Genomic DNA, 21,275 nt, shown 5'->3' with positions numbered 1-21,275 from the left:
AGAGCCGGGACGCACAAACGGCGTCCCTTAGTGATGATTTAACCGCGAACAAGGGGCAGGAATCGCCGGCCTTTATTCGGAGGGCACGTATTCTACTACTTCCAGGTCGAAACCGGATATGGCATTAAATTTCATGGGTGCACTCATCAGGCGCATTTTGCGCACACCGAGGTCACGCAGGATCTGCGAACCGGCACCGACAATGCTGTAGGTGGTCGGTTTTTTCACCGGCGCGTGGTCGGCGGTTTCGCGGATATGCGCCAGCAACACATCGCCATCCAGTGGGTGGCCGAGCAACAGCACCACGCCACTGCCTGCCTCGGAAACCGCAGCCATGGCGGCGCGCAGGCTCCAGCGGCCCGGCTGCTTGACCATCAGCAGGTCGCGCAGCGGGTCCATGTTGTGCACGCGCACCAGGGTCGGCTCTTCGGCGCAAATGGTGCCCAGGGTCAGGGCCATGTGCACGTCGCCTTCCACTGAATCACGGTAGGTCACCAAATTGAATTGGCCCAGTTCGCTATCCAGTGGCTGCTCGGCAATCCGCTGAACGGTACGTTCGTGGATCATCCGGTAGTGGATCAGGTCGGCAATGGTGCCGATCTTGAGGTTGTGTTCGGCGGCAAAGGTTTCCAGTTCCGGGCGACGGGCCATGGTGCCGTCGTCGTTCATCACTTCGCAGATCACGCCGCTTGGCTCGAAACCGGCCATGCGCGCGAGGTCGCAGGCGGCTTCGGTGTGGCCAGCGCGGGCCAGGGTTCCACCGGGCTGGGCCATCAGCGGGAAGATGTGACCGGGGCTGACGATGTCTTCAGCCTTGGCGTCCTTCGCGGAAGCGGCTTGCACGGTGCGCGCGCGGTCAGCGGCGGAGATACCGGTGGTAACACCCGTCGTGGCTTCGATGGACACGGTGAACTTGGTGCCAAACCCCGAACCATTGCGCGGTGCCATCAACGGCAGCTTGAGCAGTTCGCAGCGCTCGCGGCTCATGGGCATGCAGATCAGCCCGCGGGCGTGCTTGGCCATGAAGTTGATGTGCTCAGCCTGGCACGCTTCGGCGGCCATGATGATGTCGCCTTCGTTCTCGCGGTCTTCGTCATCCATCAGGATGACCATCTTGCCTTGGCGGATGTCTTCAACCAGTTCTTCGATGCTATTGAGCGCCACGCGGCACCCCCTTGGTCAGGATTTCAGGTAGCCGTTAGCGGCCAGAAAACTTTCGGTGATGTTCCCGGCACTCGGCTCTGCGGCCTTATCGCCCAACAACAGGCGCTCCAGGTAACGGGCAAGCAAGTCCACTTCCAGGTTCACCCGGCGACCAGGCTGGTAAGACGCCATGATGGTTTCGCTGAGGGTGTGGGGAATGATGGTCAGTTCGAATTCGGCGCCGTTCACGGCGTTCACGGTCAGGCTGGTGCCATCGACGGTGATCGAGCCTTTGTGGGCGATGTACTTGGCCAGCTCTTTGGGCGCGCGAATGCGGAATTCCACGGCCCGCGCGTTTTCGCTGCGCGCGACCACTTCGCCGACGCCATCCACGTGGCCGCTGACCAGGTGGCCGCCCAGACGGGTGGTCGGGGTCAGGGCTTTTTCCAGGTTCACCGGGCTGCCGGCCTTGAGGTCGTTCATCGCGGTGCAGTCCAGGGTTTCCCGGCTGACATCGGCGGCAAAACCGTTGCCTGGCAACTCGATGACGGTCAGGCACACGCCGTTGATGGCAATACTGTCGCCCAATTTGACGTCGCCGAGGTCCAGCTTGCCGGTTTCAACCGACAGGCGTACGTCGCCGCCTTTTGGGGTCATTGCACGGATGCTGCCGATGGATTCGATGATGCCGGTGAACATGGCCTTCTCCTGGAAAACGTTACCGCGCTGGGCGCAGGCAGAAAATTATACGCTCGCTGCAGGAACAGGGATGGCAGTGACTCGCCAGTCATCGCCTACAGCGCGCATTTCAGTGATCTTGAGTTGGGGGGCGTCTGCCAGTTTCTCAAGCGGCCAGTCCAGCAAAGGCCGCGCGGCGGAGCCGAGGAACTTGCCGGCGATGAAAATCACGTACTCATCCACCAGGCCTTGCTGGGCAAAGGCGCCCGCCAGGCTTGGCCCGGCTTCCACCAACACTTCGTTGACGCCACGGGCCGCCAGGGCGACCAGCGCCGAACGCAGGTCAACCTGGCCCTCGACGCCCGGCACCACCAGGCACTCGGGGCCACGGGGGAACTGGTTTTCCGCGGTCACGCAGGTGATGACCAACGCCGGGCCGGCCTTGAAGAACGGCGCGTTGAGCGGCACGCGCAGGCGGCCGTCGATGAGCACGCGCAACGGCGGGCGCGACATGGCGAGCGCGGTGGTTTCCGGGTCCAGGCCCAGCTCGGCGGCGCGTACGGTCAGGCGCGCACCATCGGCCAGCACCGTGTCGGCGCCGGTCAGCACCACGCTGGCCTCGGCACGCAGGCGCTGCACGGCGGCGCGGGCGGCGGGGCCGGTGATCCATTGGCTCTCGCCGCTGGCCATCGCGGTGCGGCCGTCCAGGCTCATCGCCAGCTTGACCCGCACAAACGGCAGGCCGTGCTCCATGCGCTTAAGGAAACCGGGGTTCAATGCGCGCGCTTCGCTTTCCAGCACGCCGCTGCGGATCTCGATCCCCGCCTGGGCCAGGCGCTGCATACCGCGCCCCGCCACTTCCGGGTTCGGGTCCTGCATGCCAGCCACCACGCGCGCCACGCCGGCACTCACCAGCGCATCGGCGCAGGGCGGCGTGCGGCCGTGGTGGCTGCACGGTTCGAGGGTCACGTACACCGTGGCGCCACGGGCCTTGTCACCGGCGGCGCGCAGGGCGTTGGGCTCAGCGTGGGGCTCGCCGGTGCGCTCATGCCAACCTTCGCCGACAACCTGCCCATCGCGCACGATCACGCAGCCGACCCGGGGGTTGGGATGGGTGGTGTACAGGCCTTTGCGCGCCAATTCGAGGGCGCGGGCCATGTAATGGGCGTCGAGGACAGCTTGTTCGGCAGACGGTGGGATCATTGTTTGGCAGGCTCACGGGCCAGGCGGTCGATTTCTTCGCGGAACTCGTTGAGGTCCTGGAAGCGTCGATACACCGAGGCGAAACGGATATAGGCGACTTCGTCGAGCTTTTGCAGCTCGCCCATCACCAACTCTCCAACCACCAGGCTCTTGACCTCGCGCTCGCCGGTCGCCCGCAGCTTGTGCTTGATATGCACCAGCGCGGCTTCCAGGCGCTCGACACTCACCGGGCGTTTTTCCAGGGCGCGCTGCATACCGGCGCGCAGTTTGTCTTCGTCGAAGGGCTGGCGGCTGCCGTCAGACTTGATCAGGCGCGGCAATACCAGTTCGGCGGTTTCGAAGGTGGTGAAACGCTCACCGCAGGCCAGGCATTCGCGCCGGCGACGCACTTGATCGCCCTCGGCGACCAGACGTGAGTCAATGACCTTGGTGTCGTTGGCACCGCAGAAGGGACAGTGCATGGTGGCAGGCAACAAAAAAAGGGAGGGCCATGGTAGCGCATCCCCGTGGCAAGACAAGCCATAGCCTTTACGGTATATAGACTGGCTATTATGTTTCTTGATTTTAACGCCACGGATTTTGCCCTTTCTGGAGCCGTACATGCAGTTACGACCACTTGTCTTGCTCACCGTGTTCAGTTTCCTGGTCGCCTGCAGCAGCGAAGCCCCCAAACCGTCCACGCCTCAGCCGGTGCCGGCGCAAGAGAAAAAGGTCCCGGGCATTGAAGACCTCGGCCCACTGCCCGCCTACCAGCGTGAAATCAACGGCAGCCTGACCAACGTGCCCGCTGGCGCCGAAGTCGAGATGGCCCTGCTGGTGATCGACGAGCGCTCGCGCCCGCAACAATTGCTCGCCAGCAGCGTGCTGACGGGCAACGGCAAGCCCCTGGCCTTCCGCCTGCGCTTCAACCCCGAGGCTTTTCCGGCCGGTGCCCGCGTTGAAGTGCGCGGCCGCGCCAGCCAGTCCGGCCAGTTGATCCTGCACCTGCCCGCCGTGCGTATCACCCAGGCGATCACCCAGACCACCGGCCCCCTGCAACTCGTCAAGGCACCATGACACCACCGCTGGCCCTGCAAGCGGCGCTGAGCGAGCTGATCGGCGACGCGCAACTGGTGCCCTGCCCACTGCCGGGCACCGCGTTGTCGTTGTGGCTGTTGGATGCGGACAACATGGACCGCGCTTTCAGCCCCGAAGAAACCCGGCGCATCCTGCATGAACCGCCCTACTGGAGCTTCTGCTGGGCCAGCGGCCTGGCGCTGGCGCGGTACCTGGCGGCGAACCCCGAGTGGGTGGCCTGCAAGCGCGTGCTGGATTTTGGCGCCGGCTCCGGCGTGGCCGGGATCGCTGCCGTCAAAGCCGGGGCGCTGGAGGTCGTGGCTTGCGATCTTGATCCCCTGGCGCTGGCGGCGTGCCGGGCGAATGCCGAACTCAACGGTGTGACGCTGGGTTATTCGGCGGACTTCTTTGCCGAGGCCGACCGCTTCGACCTGATCCTGGTGGCCGACGTCCTCTACGACCGCGCCAACCTGCCGTTGCTGGATCACTTCCTCACCCGTGGTCGTGAAGCGTTGGTGGCGGATTCGCGGGTAAGAGACTTTCAGCATGCGGATTATCAGCGGCTGGAGATCCTTGATGCGCTGACGCTGCCGGACCTGGCCGAGCCTTGGGAGTTTCGCAAGGTGAGCCTGTACCACTCGCGGCGTTCTTGAGGCCATCGCGGGCAAGCCCGCTCCCACATTCGGGCTGCATTGTCCTGTTGAAATGCACTCCCCTGTGGGAGCGGGCTTGCCCGCGATAGCGATCTTGAACCCGCCGCGCTTTCAGCCGCCAGCGCCAGCCCTTATAGTTGCCCCATTCCCGCTTTCTTCGAGACGCCCCATGAGTGAGCCCACGCCGTACATCTTCGATGCCACCACCGCCACGTTCGATCAAGCCGTCATCGAGAATTCGTTCCACAAGCCCGTGCTGGTGGATTTCTGGGCCGAGTGGTGTGCGCCGTGCAAGGCGTTGATGCCGCTGCTGGCGCAGATTGCCGAGAGTTATCAGGGCGAGTTGCTGTTGGCCAAGGTTGATTGCGAGGCCGAGCAGGACATTGTCGCGCGCTTTGGCATTCGCAGCCTGCCGACGGTGGTGCTGTTCAAGGATGGCCAGCCGGTGGACGGCTTTGCCGGGGCGCAACCGGAGTCAGCGGTGCGGGCGATGCTGGAGCCCCATGTACAGATGCCACCACCGGCAGCCGCAGATCCATTGGAGCAGGCCCAGGCGTTGTTTGCCGAAGGCCGCATCAGCGACGCCGAGGCCCTGTTGGTAGCGCTGCTGGGCGAGGACAACACCAACGCCGCCGCGCTGATCCTGTATGCACGCTGCCTGGCCGAGCGCGGCGAATTGGGTGAAGCCCAGACCGTACTCGACGCCGTGAAAAGCGACGAGCACAAAGCCGCCCTCGCCGGCGCCAAGGCGCAAATCACCTTCCTGCGCCAGGCCGCCGACCTGCCAGACGCCGCTGATCTGAAAAGCCTCCTGGCGCAAAACCCGCAGGACGACGAAGCGGCCTATCAATTGAGCATCCAGCAACTGGCGCGCCAGCAGTACGACGCAGCGCTGGAAGGTTTGCTCAAGTTGTTTATCCGCAACCGCAGCTACAGCGAAGGCTTGCCGCACAAGACCTTGCTACAGGTGTTCGAACTGCTGGGCAACGATCACCCGCTGGTCACGGTGTACCGCCGCAAGCTGTTCGCTGCGCTGTACTAATCACCGATCCAGCTGTACAGCGGCGTATCCCCGCCGCTGGCGACCTTGACCTTGGCACTATGGCGCAGGCGCACCAGCAGGCGCTTGCCCGCCGAGGCATCGCCGGCCAAACCTTCCAATTGATCGAGCAATTCCAGGCCGTTGAGCTGCCCGGCTTTGCGCAATAGATCCTGGGCGTTCTGCCACTGATCCTCATCCTGTTTGACCGGCGCCGCTGCCGGTGCGCTTGGCACCGGGGCTGCCTGCAATTGCGCGCCCAGGCGTGCCCAATCGCCGTCGTCCAGCTCCAGGGTCAAATCCACCGGCAGGTCGCCGACGGTTCCTCGAATTCGCAACATCGTCCGTACTCCTGCACTTTTCTGACAAGCATGCTCCCATGCGGCTTGCGCAACGCCAAGCAGGCGGTCAAACTCTCGCGACTATTGTTATAAGATCACATAACAAAACTTTCATGTCCTGGAGCCGCCCCATGCGCCGTCTGTTGCTTGCTTTGCCGTTTGCCCTGCTGCCACTGGCGGTTGCCCATGCTCATGAAGAGCACGACCACGAACACGGCAGCCTCGGCGCCCATGAACATGGTGTGGGTCGCCTCAACGCGGTGCTGGATGGCCAGGCCCTGGAGCTTGAACTGGACAGCCCGGCGATGAACCTGGTGGGTTTTGAACACGTCGCCACCACCGCCGCCGACAAAGCCAAGGTCGCCGCCGTGCGCAAACAGCTGGAAAACCCGCTGGCCCTGTTCAACCTGCCCAAAGGCGCGGGTTGCGTGGTCAGCAGCCAGGAACTCAACAGCCCGCTGTTCGGCGACAAGCCCGAAGCCGATCACGACGATGATGACGACCACGATCACGACGCCAAAGGTGGCGAGCATCATCACGACCACAGCGAAATCCACGCCCACTACCAATTCACCTGCGCCACGCCTACCGCGCTGAGCAACCTCGACCTGACCCAGGTGTTCAAGACCTTCCCCGCCACCCAGAAAATTCAGGTACAACTGATCGGGCCGAGCGGTCAGCAAGGTGTTGATGCGACCGCGTCGGCAGCCACCGTTAAATTCTGATGTGGCCCATGTGGGAGCTGGCTTGCCTGCGATTCAGACGCCGCGGTACAGCAGACACACCGCAGCGATGCCATCGCAGGCAAGCCAGCTCCCACAGGGGTCCAACCTAGCCAGCAGGCGACACTGATTTCCCATGACCCAAGCATTAATCGAACTGTCCGACCTGGGCTTCAACTGGCCCGGTCACCCGCAGTTGCTGGACATCCCCGCGTTCCGCCTGGAAGCGGGTGAAACCCTGTTCCTCAAGGGCCCCAGCGGCAGTGGCAAAACCACGCTGCTGGGCCTGCTTGGCGGTGTGCAGAAGCCCAGCCAGGGCAGCATTCGCCTGCTCGGCCAGGAACTCACCGAGCTGTCGGCCGGCGCCCGCGACCGTTTCCGCGTGGACCACACCGGCTATATCTTCCAGCAGTTCAACCTGCTGCCGTTCCTCTCGGTGCGTGAGAACGTCGAGTTGCCGTGCCACTTCTCCAAGCTGCGCGCACAACGGGCCAAGCAGCGCCACGGCAGTGTCGATCAAGCCGCCGCGACCTTGCTCGCGCACTTGGGCTTGAAGGACAAGGATTTGCTGGAGCGCCGCGCCGACTCACTGTCCATCGGCCAGCAACAACGGGTCGCTGCTGCCCGGGCGTTGATCGGCCAACCGGAACTGGTGATCGCCGACGAACCCACCTCGGCCCTGGACTACGACGCCCGCGAAGCTTTCCTTCAGTTGTTGTTCGCCGAATGCCGCGACGCCGGCGCCAGCCTGTTGTTTGTGAGCCATGACCAAAGCCTGGCTGCGCTGTTCGACCGCCACCTGTCGCTGGCCGAACTCAATCGCGCCGCCACGCCCGCAGAGGTTTGAGATGTATCTGTTCCGTCTAGCCATGGCCAGCCTGGCTAACCGCCGCTTTACCGCGATCCTCACCGCGTTCGCCATCGCGCTTTCGGTCTGTTTGTTACTGGCTGTGGAACGCGTACGCGTCGAGGCGCGCAACAGTTTTGCCAGCACCATCAGTGGCACCGACCTGATCGTCGGCGCCCGTTCCGGTTCGGTAAACCTGCTGCTCTACTCGGTGTTCCGCATCGGCAACGCCACCAACAATATCCGCTGGGACAGCTACGAGCACTTCGCCGCCAACCCGCAGGTGAAGTGGGCGATCCCGATTTCCCTCGGCGACTCCCATCGCGGCTACCGTGTGATGGGCACCAACGAGTCCTACTTCGAGCACTACCAGTACGGGCGCAAGCAAAACCTCGAACTGGCCAGCGGCCGTGCCTTCGCCACCGACCCGTTTGAAGTGGTACTCGGCGCCGAAGTCGCCGAAGCGCTGCACTACAAGCTTGGCGACAAGCTGGTGCTGGCCCATGGCGTAGCCGTGGTGAGCCTGGTCAAACACGATGACAAACCCTTCACCGTGGTCGGCATTCTCAAGCGCACCGGCACGCCGGTGGACCGCACGCTGCACATCAGCCTCGGCGGCATGGAAGCGATCCATATCGACTGGCACAACGGCGTACCGGCCCAGGGCAAAGGCCGCATCAGCGCGGATCAGGCGCGCAACATGGACCTCACCCCGCAGGCCATCACCGCGTTTATGCTGGGCCTGAACAACAAGATTTCCACCTTCGCCCTGCAACGGGAGATCAATGAATTCCGTGGCGAACCGATGCTGGCGATCCTGCCGGGCGTGGCGCTGCAAGAGCTGTGGAGCATGATGGGCACTGCCGAAAAAGCGCTGTTCGTGATTTCCCTGTTCGTGGTGCTGACCGGTCTGATCGGCATGCTCACGGCGATTCTCACCAGCCTAAACGAGCGCCGCCGCGAAATGGCGATCCTGCGTTCGGTGGGCGCCCGCCCGTGGCATATCGCGACATTGCTGATCTTCGAAGCCTTTGCCCTGGCGCTGTCTGGCGTGCTCGCGGGGGTTGGCTTGCTGTACGTGTGCATCGCCGCCTCGCGCGGCTATTTGCAGGCCAACTACGGCCTGGACTTGCCGATGGCGTGGCCGAGCGAATATGAATGGACGCTGCTCGCCGGTATCCTGGCCGCCGCGCTGTTGATGGGCAGCGTGCCCGCGTGGCGCGCCTATCGACAATCCCTGGCCGACGGCCTGTCCATACGTTTATGAGGAAGGCTTCGATGCGTCGTGCCCTGTTTGCGCTGTTGCTGCTGGTGAGCGCGCCCGTGTGGGCCGGCGACCAGCCCAAGGATTTGTCGTGGCAGGAGATGATCCCAGCGGACGCGCCGCCGGAAGTGCCGAACATGAAACCGCTGCACGATCTGTCAGGCATGGCCGACGCGTTGTCGGCCGAAGCGGCGCCAGCGGCCAAGCAGGACCTGCCCAACGCGCCGGTAGTACAGGCGCTCAACGGTCAGCATATTCGCTTGCCGGGTTATATCGTGCCGCTGGAAGTCAGCGAAGAAGGCCGCACCACCGAGTTCTTGCTGGTGCCGTATTTCGGCGCGTGCATCCATGTGCCACCGCCGCCGTCGAACCAGATCGTGCATGTGAAAAGCGAAGTCGGCGTGAAGCTCGATGAGCTGTACCAGCCATATTGGATAGAAGGTGCGATGCAGGTCAAGCCGTCCACCAGCGAGCTGGCCGATGCCGGTTACCAGATGGATGCCGAGAAGATTTACATGTACGAACTGCAGGAATAACGCTGATCACCCTTTCATTGAGCTGAATCAAAAGACCGCACGGAACGATCTTTACCATTGGACCTACAACTTTTAAACGTCCTTTGGAGCTCCCATGAACAAGTCCCTGCTCGGCGCGTCCCTCTTCGCGCTCGCCCTCGTCGCCCCGGTTGCCCACGCTCACGAAGCGGGCGACATTCTGGTTCGCGCCGGTGCAATTACCGTGAACCCGAAGGCCGACAGCGGTACCGTAAAAGTTGACCAAGGCCCATTGGCCGGGGCCAACCTGGGCGGCAAGGCGACCATGAGCAGCGACACCCAACTGGGTCTCAACTTCGCTTACATGCTGACCAACCACGTCGGTATCGAACTGCTGGCCGCCACGCCGTTCGAACACGACGTGAAGATCAAGGGCACCGCCCTGGGCGCCGCCAACGGTAAGCTCGGCACCTTGAAACACCTGCCGCCCACCTTGAGCGTCGTGTACTACCCGCTGGACAACAAGTCCGCCTTCCAACCGTACGTGGGCGCCGGTATCAACTACACCTGGATCTACGACGAACACGTCGGCAGCCGCGCCCAGGGTGCAGGTTTCAGCAACTTCAAGGCGGAAAACTCCTGGGGCTGGGCCGCACAGATCGGTGCGGACTACATGATCAACGACAAGTGGATGATCAACGCCCAGGCGCGCTACATCGACATCAGCACCAAGGCCACCGTGGACAACAACGCCCTGGGCCAAGGCACGCGCGCCAAGGTCAATGTGGACGTGGACCCGATGGTTTACATGGTGGGTATCGGTTACAAGTTCTGACCCTGATTTAAGCGACACTGCATAAACCATGTGTGAGCGGGCTTGTGTGGGAGCGGGCTTGCTCGCGAAAGCGGTGGATCAGTCACGCATCTGTTGACTGACACGCCGTCTTCGCGAGCAAGCCCGCTCCCACATAAGCCCGCTGCCACATTTGGATCTATGTTTCTTCAAGTATGCCGGTAGAACCGGTCCAGCAACGCCGGTAACCCCGCCCGCCACGCCCGTGGCTTGATGCCAAAGGTGTGCAGGATCTTCTTGCAGGCCAGCACCGCGTGTTGTGGCTCATCACTCGCATCCGGCCGCGCGGCGTGGGCCTGGGCGGTGGGTGATTCAATCGCCAGCGGATGAAAATTACGCGCTTCCGTGAGGATCGCCTGGCCCAGCGCCAACGGCGTGGTCGCCTCCTGACCCGCGTAGTGATAGGTGCCCCACAACGGCGCCGCACAATCGAGTTGCTTGAGCACCGAGATGATCACCCGCGCCGCATCATCCACCGGCGTCGGGTTGCCGCGACGGTCGTCCGCCATCAGCAATTCATCCGGCTTCTCGGCCCGAGCGAGGAAGCGCCCGAGGGTGCCATCGACGCTGTCATCCAGCAGCCAACCAAAACGTAGCAACACATGTTGCGGGCACGTCGCGCGCACACTCTGCTCGATGCGCCACAACGCCTGGCCGCGCAGGCCCAGGGGCACCGGCTCGTCCTTTTCGCTGTAGGCGGTGGCACGGGAGCCATCGAACACGCGGTAGCTGGACGGTTGCAGCAAGGTAATGGTGTGGTGCTGGCACAGTTCGGCCAGGCGCTCGATGGCGAACTCCTGGGCGGCCAAACGGGTTTCGCTGACGGCTTCGGCCTGGAACCAGTCGAAGTAGTAGGCGAGGTTGATCAACGCATCGGGACGGGTGTCGTCGAGCAATTGGGTAAGGCTCGCGGCATCCCAGCCGTCTTGGGGCGGTTTGGGGGCGAGGAAACCGATGTCTTCCTCTGCACCGAGGCGAATCAGCGCCTGCCCGAGGGCATTCCCGCCGCCCAATAACATAAGGCGCATTCGCATAGATTGAGCAGGCCCGGTCAGTGTGGAACGATGGCTAATAGGTATTTGTCAGAATCGTTGCATTTTGCGGGTTTGTAGCGCAACCGTCACGGATTAACTGTCTTCGCGCCGGCCTCTGGCGGCTCATGCTCAAGGGCCGCCTTGACGGGCACCATCACCTGCTGTGGATAAGTCTGCGCGAACTGCACCTCGGCGCAGTTATCCACAAGCTTCTTCAAACGTTGGTTAAACGCGCGGCTCACCGCATATTGCCCACCCGACACGGTACGGAACTGTGCCGTGAGCACCACGCCGTTGAGGTCCATCTTATCCACGCCAAACACCTCCAGCGGCCCTTGCAGGTTGTACTTGAGGAACCCATCGTCACGAATCGACTGGCCCGCCTCGCGGATCAATTCCACGGCCTTGTCCACATCGGTGTCGTAGGTGAACTGCACCGAGAAGAACGCGTAGGCAAATTGCCGCGACTGGTTGGTGACCGCCTTGATCTGCCCGAACGGCACCGAATGCACAAACCCCTTGCCGTCGCGCAGGCGCAGAGTGCGGATGGTCAGGCCTTCGACGGTGCCGGCGTGGCCGGAGTCGAGCACCACCCAATCGCCGATGGACAAGGTGTCTTCGATGATGATGAACAGCCCGGTGATCACATCCTGCACCAATTGCTGCGAGCCAAAACCAATCGCCAACCCCACCACCCCGGCGCCCGCCAGCAGCGGCGCGACGTTGATGCCCAGGTTGGCCATGGTGGTGATTGCGCAGATCACCACCAGGATGATTTTCACCGCGTTGCGCACCAGCGGCAGGATGGTTTTCACCCGCGTGCTCGGCTGGCGGCTGGAGCGTTTGTTGACGGGAGGTTTCAAGGCTTCCTGGATCGCCGTGTCGAGCACCACCCAGAACAGCCACGTCATCAGCAGGATGAGGCCGATGCTACTGAGGGAATCGCTGATCGCCCGGCCGATGGAATTGCGCTCGGCAAACTCGAACAACGACACGCCCCAGATCCGCCCGAGGATCTCGATAAACCCGATGGCCATGGCGATACGCAAAATCGCGTGCAGCAGGCTGAGGAAACGTTCCTTGTAGGCACTGCTGCGCTGGATCGCCACCTGGCTGCGGGACTTGAACAGGTGTTGCAGCACCGTGCTGAGGAACACCGTGCCGATCAGCAGGATCGTCGTGAACAACGCGCAGCGCAGAGCCTTTTGATTGTCGTCACCGGCGCCAATCAAATTGATCGCCGAGACCAGTACCATCAACAGGATCGGCCAGTACCACAACCCGGAAAACACCCGCAGCGATTGTTGCAACGCCGGGTGTTTAAGGCGCTGGGCCAACGGCCGGTTACGGATCAAGTGGGCGACTGGCCGGCGCAGGCGCACCACCAGCACGCCGAAGATCACCGCAGCAAACAGGCCGGTAAACACCGCGATACTGCTGGTGATATTGCCGCCCAGCTGGCGGGCGATTTGCGGGCTGGTCAGGGCATCGCTGAGGGCGGCGAGAAAGCCGATCAGGAACAGCGGCTTGGGGCAATAACTGCGAATAATCCCCACGGCTGGCCGCTTGTGGCCGAGGTTGAACATGACGATCACACACAACAGCATCGACGTGGAAAAGATCCCGCTGCTGGTGGCGTAGGCAAAACACAGCGCCAGCGCTCGCCCTACTGAAGTGGGTAAAAAATGGCTGACGTATAGCGTCAAGGGCAGGCAAACAAGTGCCGGGATCGTGTAGGGCACCACGTAACCGAGTACGGCCTGCAGGCGCCCGCGTTGTTCGACAAAGGCGCGCCGGCTCAGGCGCAGCACGAACCAGCGGCCCAACAGCGTGAGCAACGCAAACGCACCGATCCACACCCCGGATAACAGCAGAAAGTCCCCAGCGACACTCCATGGCGAACGTTCTGACGTCTGGTCCACCAGCCGCCCTACTTCGTCTGCCGCCCGATCCGCACGCAGGCGCCAGGCATCGACCAGGTTCTGATTGAGGTCGAGCTTGTCCTGCACATCATCGATGCTGGAGCTGATGGCGCCCAGCAAGCCGCCTTCCACCAGCAGTTCCGGCTTGGCCGGCGCTTCGGGTTGCGGGTCGGCGGCTTGCAGTGCGCCGCTGCCGCACAACAGCAGCGCACCGAGCAGTAGTGCAGTCTTTGAGTTCAGCAAAACACCGGGCTCCTTCAGCAGGGTCTGTAAGGAACTGACGGGTTTGAGCCTTGATCGTTCCCCCGCCCGGCCATGTTTATGCCGTCCGTAGGACGCTGGAAACTTTCCGCCGCCCCTTGGAGTCAGCCTTAAACGGGGGGATAAGGCCCCACTCTTCTTCAGGAGCAACCATGGCTGCGACTCCCGACTGGGTGCCCATCACCCCCAGCGTCGCCATCACCCGCTTCACGGTGCTGACGGTCAATATCCATAAGGGGTTTACCGCCCTGAACCGGCGTTTCATCCTCCCCGAGCTGCGCGAAGCGGTGCGCAGTGTGGGCGCGGACATGGTGTTCCTGCAGGAAATCCACGGCACCCACGAACGCCACCCGCAGCGCTACAGCGACTGGCCGAACATGCCGCAGTACGAATTCCTCGCTGACAGCATCTGGCCGCAGTTCGCTTACGGGCGCAACGCGGTCTACCCCCACGGTGACCACGGTAATGCGCTGCTGTCGAAATTCCAGATCGTGCGCTACGACAACCTGGATATTTCCCAGAGTGGCCATGAAAACCGTGGCCTGCTGCATTGCGTACTGCGCCTGCCGGGCACCGGCCAGGAGGTGCATGCGATCTGCATCCACCTGGGACTGCGCGAGGTGCATCGCCAGCAGCAACTGCGCTTGCTGGAGCAACGCATCCGTGAGATTCCGGCCGATGCACCGCTGGTGGTGGCCGGAGATTTCAACGATTGGCGCCAGAAGGCCGACTTGAGCCAGAGCGGCCTCACCGAAGTGTTCATGCAGGCCCACGGCAAACCGGCACGCACCTTCCCGGCGCGCCTGCCGCTGTTACCGCTGGACCGCATCTACGTGCGCAACCTCAAGGTGCATAACCCCCGGGTGTTGACCACGCGGCCCTGGTCCCATCTGTCAGACCACGTGCCGCTGTCGGTGGAGATCGAGCTATGAGCGTCGCCGTCGAACACATCGCCACCGACCAGCCGCCGGACGCAGCCAAGGCCCGCGACCTGGACTACGGCTGGCACAGCGATAACCAGGTGCAGTTGCTGGAAAACGGCGAGGCGTACTTCCCCAAGGTCTTCGAGGCCCTGCGCGAGGCGCGGCGGGAAATCCTGCTGGAGACCTTTATCCTGTTCGAAGACAAGGTCGGGCATGAGCTGCAACACATCCTGATCGACGCGGCGCAGCGTGGCGTGAAGGTGGTGGTCAGCCTCGACGGCTTTGGCTGCGGCGAGCTGAGCCCGTCCTTTCTCGGTGAGCTGGCGGACGCCGGGGTGACGGTGCAGATGTTCGACCCGGCGTCCAAAACCCTGGGCGTTCGCACCAACTGGTTTCGCCGCCTGCATCGCAAGATCGTCGTGGTGGACGCCGCCGTGGCGTTTATCGGAGGGATCAATTTTTCGGCCGACCATCTGGGGGATTTCGGCCCCGAGGCCAAGCAGGATTATGCGGTGCAGGTGACGGGCCCGGCGGTGGCCGACCTGCATCATTTCGCCCTCGCCCAAAGCGGCCGTCAGGCACGCGCCCGGCGCGGTTGGCGGCGGCGCCAGCAGCCGCCTTGCGCAGGCTCCACCGAGGGCGAGGGCTTGGTGCGCTTGATTTATCGCGACAACGTGAGACACCGCGATGACATCGAAGAGGCCTATATCCACGCCCTGGGCCAGGCACAAAAGCGTGTGGTGATCGCCAACGCCTATTTCTTCCCTGGCTACCGCCTGCTGCGGGAAATCCGCAATGCGGCGCGCCGGGGCGTACAGGTGCAGCTGATCATGCAGGGCCAACCGGATGTGCTGCTGGCCAAGCTGGCCGCGCGCATGCTCTACGACTACCTGCTCAAGGATGGCGTGGTGATCCACGAATATTGCCAGCGCCCGCTGCATGGCAAAGTCGCGCTGGTGGATGACGACTGGAGCACCGTGGGCTCGAGTAACCTGGACCCGCTGAGCCTGGCACTGAACCTGGAAGCCAACGTGCTGATACGCGATCGCGCATTCAACCAACAGCTCTACGAGCGCCTGGAAATACTCGCCCGCGATCACTGCCAGACCATGCCGGAAAACCGCAAGCCGCGTTTGTGGCTGTGGCGATTGACCGTAGGTTTCCTGGTGTTTCATGTGATGCGCCACTTCCCCGCGATGACCGGTTGGCTGCCCGCCCATAAACCGCGGCTGAAACCGTTTGAGGGCCAGGCCAATGACCACTGAATCGCGCTTCAAACGCTGGAAAAAACCGCTGACCGTAGTGTTTTTCCTGGCGCTGATCGTGTTGTTCACCCTGCTCGCCCGGCGCATCGACTGGAGCGAAGTGCTACAGACCCTGGGGGACTTCAAGCTGCGTACCTTGCTGATCGCAGGCGCGGTGACGCTGTGCAGTTTTTTGGTGTACGCCAGCTTTGATTTGATCGGCCGCACCTATATCCGCCAAGACCTGGGCTGGAAGCAGATCCTGCCGGTGGGCATCATCAGCTACGCCTTCAACCTCAACCTCAGCGCGTGGGTGGGGGGGATTGCCATGCGCTATCGCCTGTACTCCCGGCTGGGGGTGAGCAGCGGCAATATCGCCAAGATCCTGGGGCTGAGCCTGGCGACCAATTGGTTCGGCTATATGGCGCTGGCCGGGGTGATTTTCAGCAGTGGCCTGGTGACGATGCCGCCAGGGTGGAAAGTCAGCACCGGCGCGTTGCAGGGCATTGGGGTTGTGTTGGTGCTGCTCAGCCTTGGTTACCTGGCCGCCTGCCAATTCTCGAAAAAACGCGAGTGGTCTATTCGCGGCATGGAGATCAACCTGCCGTCGGTGCGCATGGCGTGCTTGCAGTTGGCATTGGGCGCATTGAATTGGTCGCTGATGGCGGCGGTGATTTTTACCCTGCTGCCGGCCAAACTGGACTACCCATTGGTACTGGGGGTGTTGCTGATCAGCGCCATTGCTGGCGTGATCACCCATATCCCGGCGGGGCTTGGGGTGTTGGAGGCCGTGTTTATTGGGTTACTGCAACATGAGGCATCGCGGGGCAGCTTGCTGGCGGGGCTGATTGCTTATCGGGCGATCTACTTTATTTTGCCACTACTGATCGCGCTGGTGATGTACCTCGGGGTGGAGGCCAAGGCGAAGGCGTTGCGGGTGAAGAAGGCGCCGGCTTGAGCTTGTGTTGATCGGTCTACCGTCTTCGCGAGCAAGCCCGCTCCCACAGTTGAAATGCATTCCAATGTGGGAGCGGGCTTGCTCGCGAAGACGGCTTAGAGAACACCAGGTGCTTAAACGCCAAATCGGCTGCGGTAATCACTGGGTGCAAGCCCGGTGATTTTCTTGAAGGTGGCGCGGAAGGCGCTGGGGTCCTGGTAGCCCACGGTCCAGGCGATGTGATCAATGGTGCCGTTGGTGAATTCAAGCATTTGCCGCGCCTTGCCCACACGCAGGTGCTGGCAGTATTCGGTGGGCTTCAAGCCGGTGGCGCTGCGAAAACGCCGTAGGAAGGTGCGCTCCTCCAGTCCCGCCTCTTGCGCCATGGCGGCGACAGAAACATCTACCGCCCCGCTGGCTTGCAGCCAATGCTGAACCTTGAGGATGGCGCCATCGCCATGCCCAAGGATCGGCGCGAAATTGCTGCCGCATTGGCTGGCGCTGTCGCTGTGCTCGATCACCAGGAAACGTGCCGTGTCGGCGGCGATGCTCGGGCCCATCAGCCGATCCACCAGGCGCAGGCCCAGTTCCGACCAGGCCATCAGCCCGGCGGTGGTGATCAGGTCGCCGTCATCGACAATGGGCTTGTCCGCCTCCAGGCGCACCGCCGGATAGCGGGCCGCGAAGGACTGGGCCGAGGACCAGTGGGTCGTGGCGCTGCGCCCATCCAGCAGGCCACTGCGCGCCAGCATGATCGAGCCAATACACACGCCGCCAAGCACCGTGCCCGTCGCATGTTGCTCGCGCAACCACGCCAACAGCGCCGGCGGCGTTTGTTCTTCGGTAAACTCGCCGATGGACGGCGGCACCAGCACAGCCATCATCGGCTGTTCGGGGCCGGGGTGGCTGTCGAAAACGCGCAGCGGTTGGCCCTGTGCGTCAACCTGCCAATGACTGACCCGCAGCAATGGCAATTGCGCAGATTGATGCTCGGCGGCGATCCGGTTGGCCACGCCGAACAAGTCCGTCAAACCATGCACGGCGGCCAGTTGCGCACCCTGGTAGATCAACACACCCAACTCAACAACGACCATTGTCAGTTTTCCCCCTGTTATTGTCGGTGCAGCCAATCCCAGGTGCAGGCGCCAGCGAAGATACTGGGCCCATCAACCCATCACGAGGCAATACCCATGGCCAAGCAAGCACTCATCCTAATCGATATCCAGAACGACTACTTCCCTCAGGGCAAGTGGCCACTCGACGGCGTGGACGCCGCAGCGGACAAGGCTGCGCAGGTGCTGCAAGCGTTTCGCCAGGCCGGTGATGCGGTGATTCATGTGCGTCATGAGTTCACCGCCGAGGACGCACCGTTCTTCACGCCAGGTTCCGAGGGTGCGCATTTGCATCCCAAGGTGCTGAACGAGGGCAACGAGCCGGTGGTATTGAAGCATTTCGTCAATGCGTTTCGCGAAACCAATCTGCGTGCTCTGCTGGAGCAACGCAGCATCACCGAACTGGTAGTGGTCGGCAGCATGAGCCATATGTGCATTGATGCCGTGGTGCGGGCAGCGGCGGATTTGGGCTACAAGGTCACGGTCATTCACGACGCCTGCGCAACACGGGAACTGGAATTCAATGGCCAGGTGATTCCGGCCGCGCAGGTGCATGGGGCGTATATGGCCTCACTGGCATTTGGCTATGCGGGCGTGGTGTCGGCGGATGAATACTTGCAGGCGCAAGCGGCGGCGGCCTGACCGCCACTTGCCTACACGACGTTAGCGGGTCGCGATGATGAACAGGCGCGGGAATGTCAGCAACACGCTGCCATCGGCCAGCGCTGGGTAAGCCTGGGTAATCCGCACTTGGTATTCCTGTAGGAAGGCGGTCTTTTCGCTATCGGTCAACGGCGCGAGGAACGGTCTCAGGGCCGATGCCTTGAACCACTCCACTACCGCGGCGTGGTCTGCCAGCGGGTGCAGGTAAGTGGTACGCCACACATCGACGGTGCTGCAGTGTTTGCTCAGCAGTTCGTAGTAGTAGCTCGCGGCGTGGCGCTCATTGTGTTTGACCGCACCGATCTTGGCGGCCCATGGGCCCTCGGCAGCGACTTCGCGGGCTAGCCGGTGGGCGGGTTCGTCGAGGTTGTCCGGGGTTTGCACCGCCAGCGTGCCGCCGGGTGTCAGTTGGTTGACCAGGTGCGGGTACAGCGTGGCGTGATTCGGTAGCCATTGCAGGGATGCGTTGGCCAGGATCACGTCAAAGGCTTGCGCTGGGTTCCAGTCGCCAATGTCCGCCAGTTCGAACTTCAGTGCCGGCAGGCGTTTGCGAGCGTCGGCGAGCATGTCGCCGGAGCTGTCCATGCCGGTGACGTGGGCGTGCGGGAAGCGCTCGGCCAGTACTTCGGTGGAGTTGCCGGGGCCGCAACCCAGGTCGACGGCGGTACGCACGTCGGTGTTCGGAACTGCCGCAACCAAGTCACGAACGGGACGGGTGCGCTGTTGTTCAAAAATCGTGTATTGCTTGGCAGACCAGGTCATCGCAGCATTCCTTCATGTTAAAGGTTGGCCACAGCCTAAATCCTGTAGGCCATGAGAACAAATGCCCGGACGATCGGGCAATAAAAAACCCCCGAAGCCTGGGCTATCGGGGGTTTTGTGCGTTCCGGGTCTTGGACCTTAGAACGGGATATCGTCATCAAAGCTGTCGAAATCCGGTGCCGGTTGCGGAGCGGCCTGCTGTGGCGCTGGACGCGACTCGCGCTGAGGCTGCTGGCTTGGCTGCGGACGCGACTGCTGTGGACGCGGTGCCGAGTTGGACATGCCGCCCTGGCCCTGTTGGTCGCCCTGTGGACGGCCGCCCAGCAGTTGCATGGTGCCTTGCATGTCGACCACGATTTCGGTGGTGTAACGCTTGATACCGTCTTTTTCCCACTCGCGGGTTTGCAGCTTGCCTTCGATGTAGACCTGCGAACCTTTGCGCAGGTACTCACCGGCGATCTCTGCCACCTTGCCGAACATCGACACACGGTGCCATTCGGTTTTCTCGACCTTCTGGCCGGTTTGCTTGTCGGTCCACTGTTCGCTGGTCGCCAGACTCAGGTTGGTCACGGCGTTACCGTTAGGCAAGTAGCGAACTTCGGGATCCTGGCCGCATGTACCGACCAATATGACTTTGTTAACCCCACGGGCCATAACGTTCTCCTAGGCTGGGCGCGCTGTCGGCACTGGGTTGACCAGTTGCTCAAGCGTCGCGCGATCCAATAATTCGGTGTCCAATTTGATGTAGATGGCGGCTTCTTCGGCGATCACTACCGCATCTGTTACCCCAACAACGGCCTTTAGGCGCTCTACCAGGCCGGCTTCACGAATTGCTTCGGGCGACAACGGCAGGCGCAGGCTTGTGACGTATGGAGGTTCGCGCATGGTAACAGCAAAGACTAGCCAAAGTGCAGCCAGCCCGGCGCAACCGAGGAACACAACCGACAAACCGCCATGCTGGAACATCCAGCCGCCCATGATGCCGCCCAGTGCGGAGCCGAGGAACTGGCTGGTGGAATACACTCCCATCGCCGTGCCCTTGCCACCGGCCGGTGAAACTTTACTGATCAACGACGGCAACGAGGCTTCCAGCAGGTTGAACGCGGTGAAGAACACCACTGTGCCGATCACCAGCGCTCGCAGGCTGTCGCCGAACTGCCAGAAGAATAGCTCAGTGAGCATCAGCGTCGCGACGGCGCCCAGCAGAACTCGTTTCATTTTGCGTTTTTTCTCGCCATAGATAATGAACGGGATCATGGCGAAGAACGAAATCAACAGCGCAGTGAGATAGACCCACCAGTGCTGCTCCTTGGGCAGGCCGGCTTTTTCCACCAACGCCAGGGGCAAGGCGACGAAGCTGCACATCAGCATCGCGTGTAATACGAAGATACCTAAATCCAGGCGCAGCAGGTCGGGGTGCTTGAGCGTCGGCAACAACGCCTTGCGCGCAACCCCAGACTCGCGGTGCTGCAACGTGCCGGTGGAGCGCGGCACCATGAAGGCCACGATCACGATGCCAAACAGCGCCATGCCGCCCGTGGCGAGGAACAGGCCATGCAGGCCGAAAGCACGGGTCAGCAAGGGCCCCACCACCATGGCCACGGCAAACGACAGGCCGATGGTCATGCCGATCATGGCCATGGCCTTGGTGCGGTGTTGTTCGCGGGTCAGGTCCGACAGCAGTGCCATGACAGCGGCAGAAATCGCCCCGGCGCCCTGTAGGACACGGCCGGCAATCACGCCCCAGATCGAATCCGACTGGGCCGCGAGCACACTGCCGAGGGCGAACACGATCAGCCCCAGGTAAATCACCGGGCGGCGGCCAATGCGGTCGGAAATGATTCCGAATGGAATCTGGAAAATCGCCTGGGTCAGGCCATAGGCGCCAATCGCCAGGCCGATCAGGGCGGGGGTCGCGCCTGCGAGATCCATCCCATAGGTCGCCAGTACCGGCAACACCATGAACATGCCAAGCATACGGAAGGCGAACACCAGGGCCAGACCGCTTGCTGCTCGGGTCTCGCCGCTACTCATGCGTTCGCTGTGGGGATCGTGCATGGAAAAACCTCGTGTGAACCGGCGGCGATTCTACCAGTCCCATCGATTGAGAGGGTATATGCGGCG

Annotated in this window: 23 protein-coding genes; 12 read left to right on the top strand and 11 right to left on the bottom strand. The window is 62.5% G+C overall.

Annotated elements, in window-relative coordinates:
- Window positions 1-72 precede the first annotated feature (72 nt).
- The 4 genes from ribBA to nrdR are packed head-to-tail and all read right to left on the bottom strand — an operon-like array spanning window position 73 to window position 3,485.
- Complete coding sequence (gene ribBA, locus DBR46_RS04055) at window positions 73-1,164, bottom strand: bifunctional 3,4-dihydroxy-2-butanone-4-phosphate synthase/GTP cyclohydrolase II (protein ID WP_017736637.1); 1,092 nt, start codon at window positions 1,162-1,164, stop codon at window positions 73-75.
- A gap of 15 nt (window positions 1,165-1,179) precedes the next feature.
- Window positions 1,180-1,842: a riboflavin synthase gene (locus DBR46_RS04050; protein WP_124525098.1), complete on the bottom strand. Its 663-nt coding sequence runs from the start codon at window positions 1,840-1,842 to the stop codon at window positions 1,180-1,182.
- 45 nt (window positions 1,843-1,887) lie between these two features.
- Window positions 1,888-3,024, bottom strand: coding sequence for a bifunctional diaminohydroxyphosphoribosylaminopyrimidine deaminase/5-amino-6-(5-phosphoribosylamino)uracil reductase RibD (gene ribD / locus DBR46_RS04045; protein WP_124525097.1), 1,137 nt, complete (start codon window positions 3,022-3,024; stop codon window positions 1,888-1,890).
- Window positions 3,021-3,485: a transcriptional regulator NrdR gene (nrdR, locus tag DBR46_RS04040; protein WP_017736640.1), complete on the bottom strand. Its 465-nt coding sequence runs from the start codon at window positions 3,483-3,485 to the stop codon at window positions 3,021-3,023. Before nrdR ends, ribD begins: the two co-directional genes overlap by 4 nt.
- A 139-nt stretch (window positions 3,486-3,624) precedes the next feature.
- Between nrdR and DBR46_RS04035 the strand changes: the two genes are divergently transcribed.
- From DBR46_RS04035 to trxA, 3 genes are all read left to right on the top strand, one after another.
- A complete protein-coding gene (locus tag DBR46_RS04035; RefSeq protein WP_124525096.1) occupies window positions 3,625-4,080 on the top strand; it encodes a YbaY family lipoprotein in 456 nt (151 codons plus the stop codon).
- Window positions 4,077-4,733 (top strand): methyltransferase, encoded by a 657-nt coding sequence (locus DBR46_RS04030; RefSeq protein WP_124525095.1) that lies wholly within the window; start codon window positions 4,077-4,079, stop codon window positions 4,731-4,733. Before DBR46_RS04035 ends, DBR46_RS04030 begins: the two co-directional genes overlap by 4 nt.
- 169 nt (window positions 4,734-4,902) lie before the next feature.
- Window positions 4,903-5,775 (top strand): thioredoxin, encoded by an 873-nt coding sequence (gene trxA / locus DBR46_RS04025; RefSeq protein WP_124525094.1) that lies wholly within the window; start codon window positions 4,903-4,905, stop codon window positions 5,773-5,775.
- On the opposite strand, the gene DBR46_RS04020 is transcribed toward trxA, so the two are convergent.
- Window positions 5,772-6,113, bottom strand: coding sequence for a hypothetical protein (locus tag DBR46_RS04020; protein WP_124525093.1), 342 nt, complete (start codon window positions 6,111-6,113; stop codon window positions 5,772-5,774). The genes trxA and DBR46_RS04020 overlap by 4 nt on opposite strands.
- A 131-nt stretch (window positions 6,114-6,244) precedes the next feature.
- Here DBR46_RS04020 and DBR46_RS04015 point away from each other — a divergent pair, with 131 nt between their 5' ends.
- From DBR46_RS04015 to DBR46_RS03995, 5 genes are all read left to right on the top strand, one after another.
- Entirely contained in the window at window positions 6,245-6,838 is a 594-nt protein-coding gene (locus DBR46_RS04015; protein ID WP_124525092.1) for a DUF2796 domain-containing protein, read from the top strand.
- Window positions 6,839-6,971: 133 nt separating this feature from the next.
- Window positions 6,972-7,682: an ABC transporter ATP-binding protein gene (locus DBR46_RS04010; protein ID WP_017736647.1), complete on the top strand. Its 711-nt coding sequence runs from the start codon at window positions 6,972-6,974 to the stop codon at window positions 7,680-7,682.
- Window position 7,683: 1 nt separating this feature from the next.
- Window positions 7,684-8,949 carry an ABC transporter permease gene (locus tag DBR46_RS04005; RefSeq protein ID WP_124525091.1) on the top strand — a complete coding sequence of 422 codons (1,266 nt, stop codon included), beginning with the start codon at window positions 7,684-7,686 and terminating at the stop codon, window positions 8,947-8,949.
- An 11-nt stretch (window positions 8,950-8,960) separates the two neighbouring features.
- The gene (locus DBR46_RS04000; protein WP_124525090.1) at window positions 8,961-9,482 is read left to right on the top strand and encodes a DUF3299 domain-containing protein; all 522 of its coding nucleotides are present in this window, start codon (window positions 8,961-8,963) and stop codon (window positions 9,480-9,482) included.
- Between the two features lie 94 nt (window positions 9,483-9,576).
- Complete coding sequence (locus DBR46_RS03995) at window positions 9,577-10,275, top strand: OmpW family protein (protein ID WP_017736650.1); 699 nt, start codon at window positions 9,577-9,579, stop codon at window positions 10,273-10,275.
- A 167-nt stretch (window positions 10,276-10,442) separates the two neighbouring features.
- On the opposite strand, the gene DBR46_RS03990 is transcribed toward DBR46_RS03995, so the two are convergent.
- Both DBR46_RS03990 and DBR46_RS03985 read right to left on the bottom strand, forming a co-directional pair.
- A complete protein-coding gene (locus DBR46_RS03990) occupies window positions 10,443-11,327 on the bottom strand; it encodes a sugar nucleotide-binding protein (protein ID WP_124525089.1) in 885 nt (294 codons plus the stop codon).
- A gap of 86 nt (window positions 11,328-11,413) precedes the next feature.
- Window positions 11,414-13,492 (bottom strand): mechanosensitive ion channel family protein, encoded by a 2,079-nt coding sequence (locus tag DBR46_RS03985; protein ID WP_124525088.1) that lies wholly within the window; start codon window positions 13,490-13,492, stop codon window positions 11,414-11,416.
- A gap of 170 nt (window positions 13,493-13,662) precedes the next feature.
- Between DBR46_RS03985 and DBR46_RS03980 the strand changes: the two genes are divergently transcribed.
- From DBR46_RS03980 to DBR46_RS03970, 3 genes are read left to right on the top strand one after another with little or no spacing between them, the layout of a single operon-like run.
- Window positions 13,663-14,442 carry an endonuclease/exonuclease/phosphatase family protein gene (locus tag DBR46_RS03980; RefSeq protein WP_124525087.1) on the top strand — a complete coding sequence of 260 codons (780 nt, stop codon included), beginning with the start codon at window positions 13,663-13,665 and terminating at the stop codon, window positions 14,440-14,442.
- Window positions 14,439-15,698, top strand: coding sequence for a cardiolipin synthase ClsB (gene clsB, locus DBR46_RS03975; RefSeq protein ID WP_124525086.1), 1,260 nt, complete (start codon window positions 14,439-14,441; stop codon window positions 15,696-15,698). The genes DBR46_RS03980 and clsB overlap by 4 nt, the downstream gene beginning before the upstream one ends.
- Window positions 15,688-16,635: a lysylphosphatidylglycerol synthase domain-containing protein gene (locus DBR46_RS03970; protein WP_124525085.1), complete on the top strand. Its 948-nt coding sequence runs from the start codon at window positions 15,688-15,690 to the stop codon at window positions 16,633-16,635. The genes clsB and DBR46_RS03970 overlap by 11 nt, the downstream gene beginning before the upstream one ends.
- 113 nt (window positions 16,636-16,748) lie before the next feature.
- Here the strand turns inward: DBR46_RS03970 and DBR46_RS03965 are convergent, their stop codons facing one another.
- Window positions 16,749-17,708, bottom strand: a complete 960-nt coding sequence (locus tag DBR46_RS03965; protein WP_124525084.1) for a GlxA family transcriptional regulator — start codon at window positions 17,706-17,708, stop codon at window positions 16,749-16,751.
- Window positions 17,709-17,804: 96 nt separating this feature from the next.
- Between DBR46_RS03965 and DBR46_RS03960 the strand changes: the two genes are divergently transcribed.
- Window positions 17,805-18,368 carry a cysteine hydrolase family protein gene (locus DBR46_RS03960; protein ID WP_124525083.1) on the top strand — a complete coding sequence of 188 codons (564 nt, stop codon included), beginning with the start codon at window positions 17,805-17,807 and terminating at the stop codon, window positions 18,366-18,368.
- 21 nt (window positions 18,369-18,389) lie between these two features.
- Here the strand turns inward: DBR46_RS03960 and tam are convergent, their stop codons facing one another.
- The 3 genes from tam to DBR46_RS03945 form a co-directional block, all read right to left on the bottom strand.
- A complete protein-coding gene (tam, locus tag DBR46_RS03955) occupies window positions 18,390-19,151 on the bottom strand; it encodes a trans-aconitate 2-methyltransferase (RefSeq protein WP_124525082.1) in 762 nt (253 codons plus the stop codon).
- A gap of 138 nt (window positions 19,152-19,289) precedes the next feature.
- Window positions 19,290-19,805: a single-stranded DNA-binding protein gene (locus DBR46_RS03950; protein WP_003232445.1), complete on the bottom strand. Its 516-nt coding sequence runs from the start codon at window positions 19,803-19,805 to the stop codon at window positions 19,290-19,292.
- A 9-nt stretch (window positions 19,806-19,814) separates the two neighbouring features.
- Window positions 19,815-21,209: an MFS transporter gene (locus DBR46_RS03945; RefSeq protein WP_124525081.1), complete on the bottom strand. Its 1,395-nt coding sequence runs from the start codon at window positions 21,207-21,209 to the stop codon at window positions 19,815-19,817.
- Window positions 21,210-21,275: the final 66 nt, after the last annotated feature.

Origin of the sequence: Pseudomonas sp. KBW05, assembly GCF_003852405.1 — a bacterium.
In the GTDB taxonomy this organism is placed as follows: Bacteria; Pseudomonadota; Gammaproteobacteria; order Pseudomonadales; family Pseudomonadaceae; genus Aquipseudomonas.
The sequence above is the reverse complement of the archived record's forward strand: the minus strand, read 5'-3'. Positions and strand labels throughout refer to the sequence as shown.

Excerpts from the sequence above, each read along its gene's own strand:
- DBR46_RS04020 (WP_124525093.1), bottom strand. The coding sequence starts at position 6,113 with ATGTTGCGAATTCGAGGAACCGTCGGCGACCTGCCGGTGGATTTGACC.
- ribD (WP_124525097.1), bottom strand. The coding sequence starts at position 3,024 with ATGATCCCACCGTCTGCCGAACAAGCTGTCCTCGACGCCCATTACATG.
- clsB (WP_124525086.1), top strand. The coding sequence starts at position 14,439 with ATGAGCGTCGCCGTCGAACACATCGCCACCGACCAGCCGCCGGACGCA.
- DBR46_RS03960 (WP_124525083.1), top strand. The coding sequence starts at position 17,805 with ATGGCCAAGCAAGCACTCATCCTAATCGATATCCAGAACGACTACTTC.
- DBR46_RS03950 (WP_003232445.1), bottom strand. The coding sequence starts at position 19,805 with ATGGCCCGTGGGGTTAACAAAGTCATATTGGTCGGTACATGCGGCCAG.
- DBR46_RS03995 (WP_017736650.1), top strand. The coding sequence starts at position 9,577 with ATGAACAAGTCCCTGCTCGGCGCGTCCCTCTTCGCGCTCGCCCTCGTC.
- DBR46_RS04050 (WP_124525098.1), bottom strand. The coding sequence starts at position 1,842 with ATGTTCACCGGCATCATCGAATCCATCGGCAGCATCCGTGCAATGACC.
- DBR46_RS03965 (WP_124525084.1), bottom strand. The coding sequence starts at position 17,708 with ATGGTCGTTGTTGAGTTGGGTGTGTTGATCTACCAGGGTGCGCAACTG.
- DBR46_RS03945 (WP_124525081.1), bottom strand. The coding sequence starts at position 21,209 with ATGCACGATCCCCACAGCGAACGCATGAGTAGCGGCGAGACCCGAGCA.
- DBR46_RS03970 (WP_124525085.1), top strand. The coding sequence starts at position 15,688 with ATGACCACTGAATCGCGCTTCAAACGCTGGAAAAAACCGCTGACCGTA.
- nrdR (WP_017736640.1), bottom strand. The coding sequence starts at position 3,485 with ATGCACTGTCCCTTCTGCGGTGCCAACGACACCAAGGTCATTGACTCA.
- DBR46_RS04035 (WP_124525096.1), top strand. The coding sequence starts at position 3,625 with ATGCAGTTACGACCACTTGTCTTGCTCACCGTGTTCAGTTTCCTGGTC.
- DBR46_RS03990 (WP_124525089.1), bottom strand. The coding sequence starts at position 11,327 with ATGCGAATGCGCCTTATGTTATTGGGCGGCGGGAATGCCCTCGGGCAG.
- trxA (WP_124525094.1), top strand. The coding sequence starts at position 4,903 with ATGAGTGAGCCCACGCCGTACATCTTCGATGCCACCACCGCCACGTTC.
- DBR46_RS04000 (WP_124525090.1), top strand. The coding sequence starts at position 8,961 with ATGCGTCGTGCCCTGTTTGCGCTGTTGCTGCTGGTGAGCGCGCCCGTG.
- tam (WP_124525082.1), bottom strand. The coding sequence starts at position 19,151 with ATGACCTGGTCTGCCAAGCAATACACGATTTTTGAACAACAGCGCACC.
- DBR46_RS04015 (WP_124525092.1), top strand. The coding sequence starts at position 6,245 with ATGCGCCGTCTGTTGCTTGCTTTGCCGTTTGCCCTGCTGCCACTGGCG.
- DBR46_RS03980 (WP_124525087.1), top strand. The coding sequence starts at position 13,663 with ATGGCTGCGACTCCCGACTGGGTGCCCATCACCCCCAGCGTCGCCATC.
- DBR46_RS04010 (WP_017736647.1), top strand. The coding sequence starts at position 6,972 with ATGACCCAAGCATTAATCGAACTGTCCGACCTGGGCTTCAACTGGCCC.
- DBR46_RS04005 (WP_124525091.1), top strand. The coding sequence starts at position 7,684 with ATGTATCTGTTCCGTCTAGCCATGGCCAGCCTGGCTAACCGCCGCTTT.
- DBR46_RS04030 (WP_124525095.1), top strand. The coding sequence starts at position 4,077 with ATGACACCACCGCTGGCCCTGCAAGCGGCGCTGAGCGAGCTGATCGGC.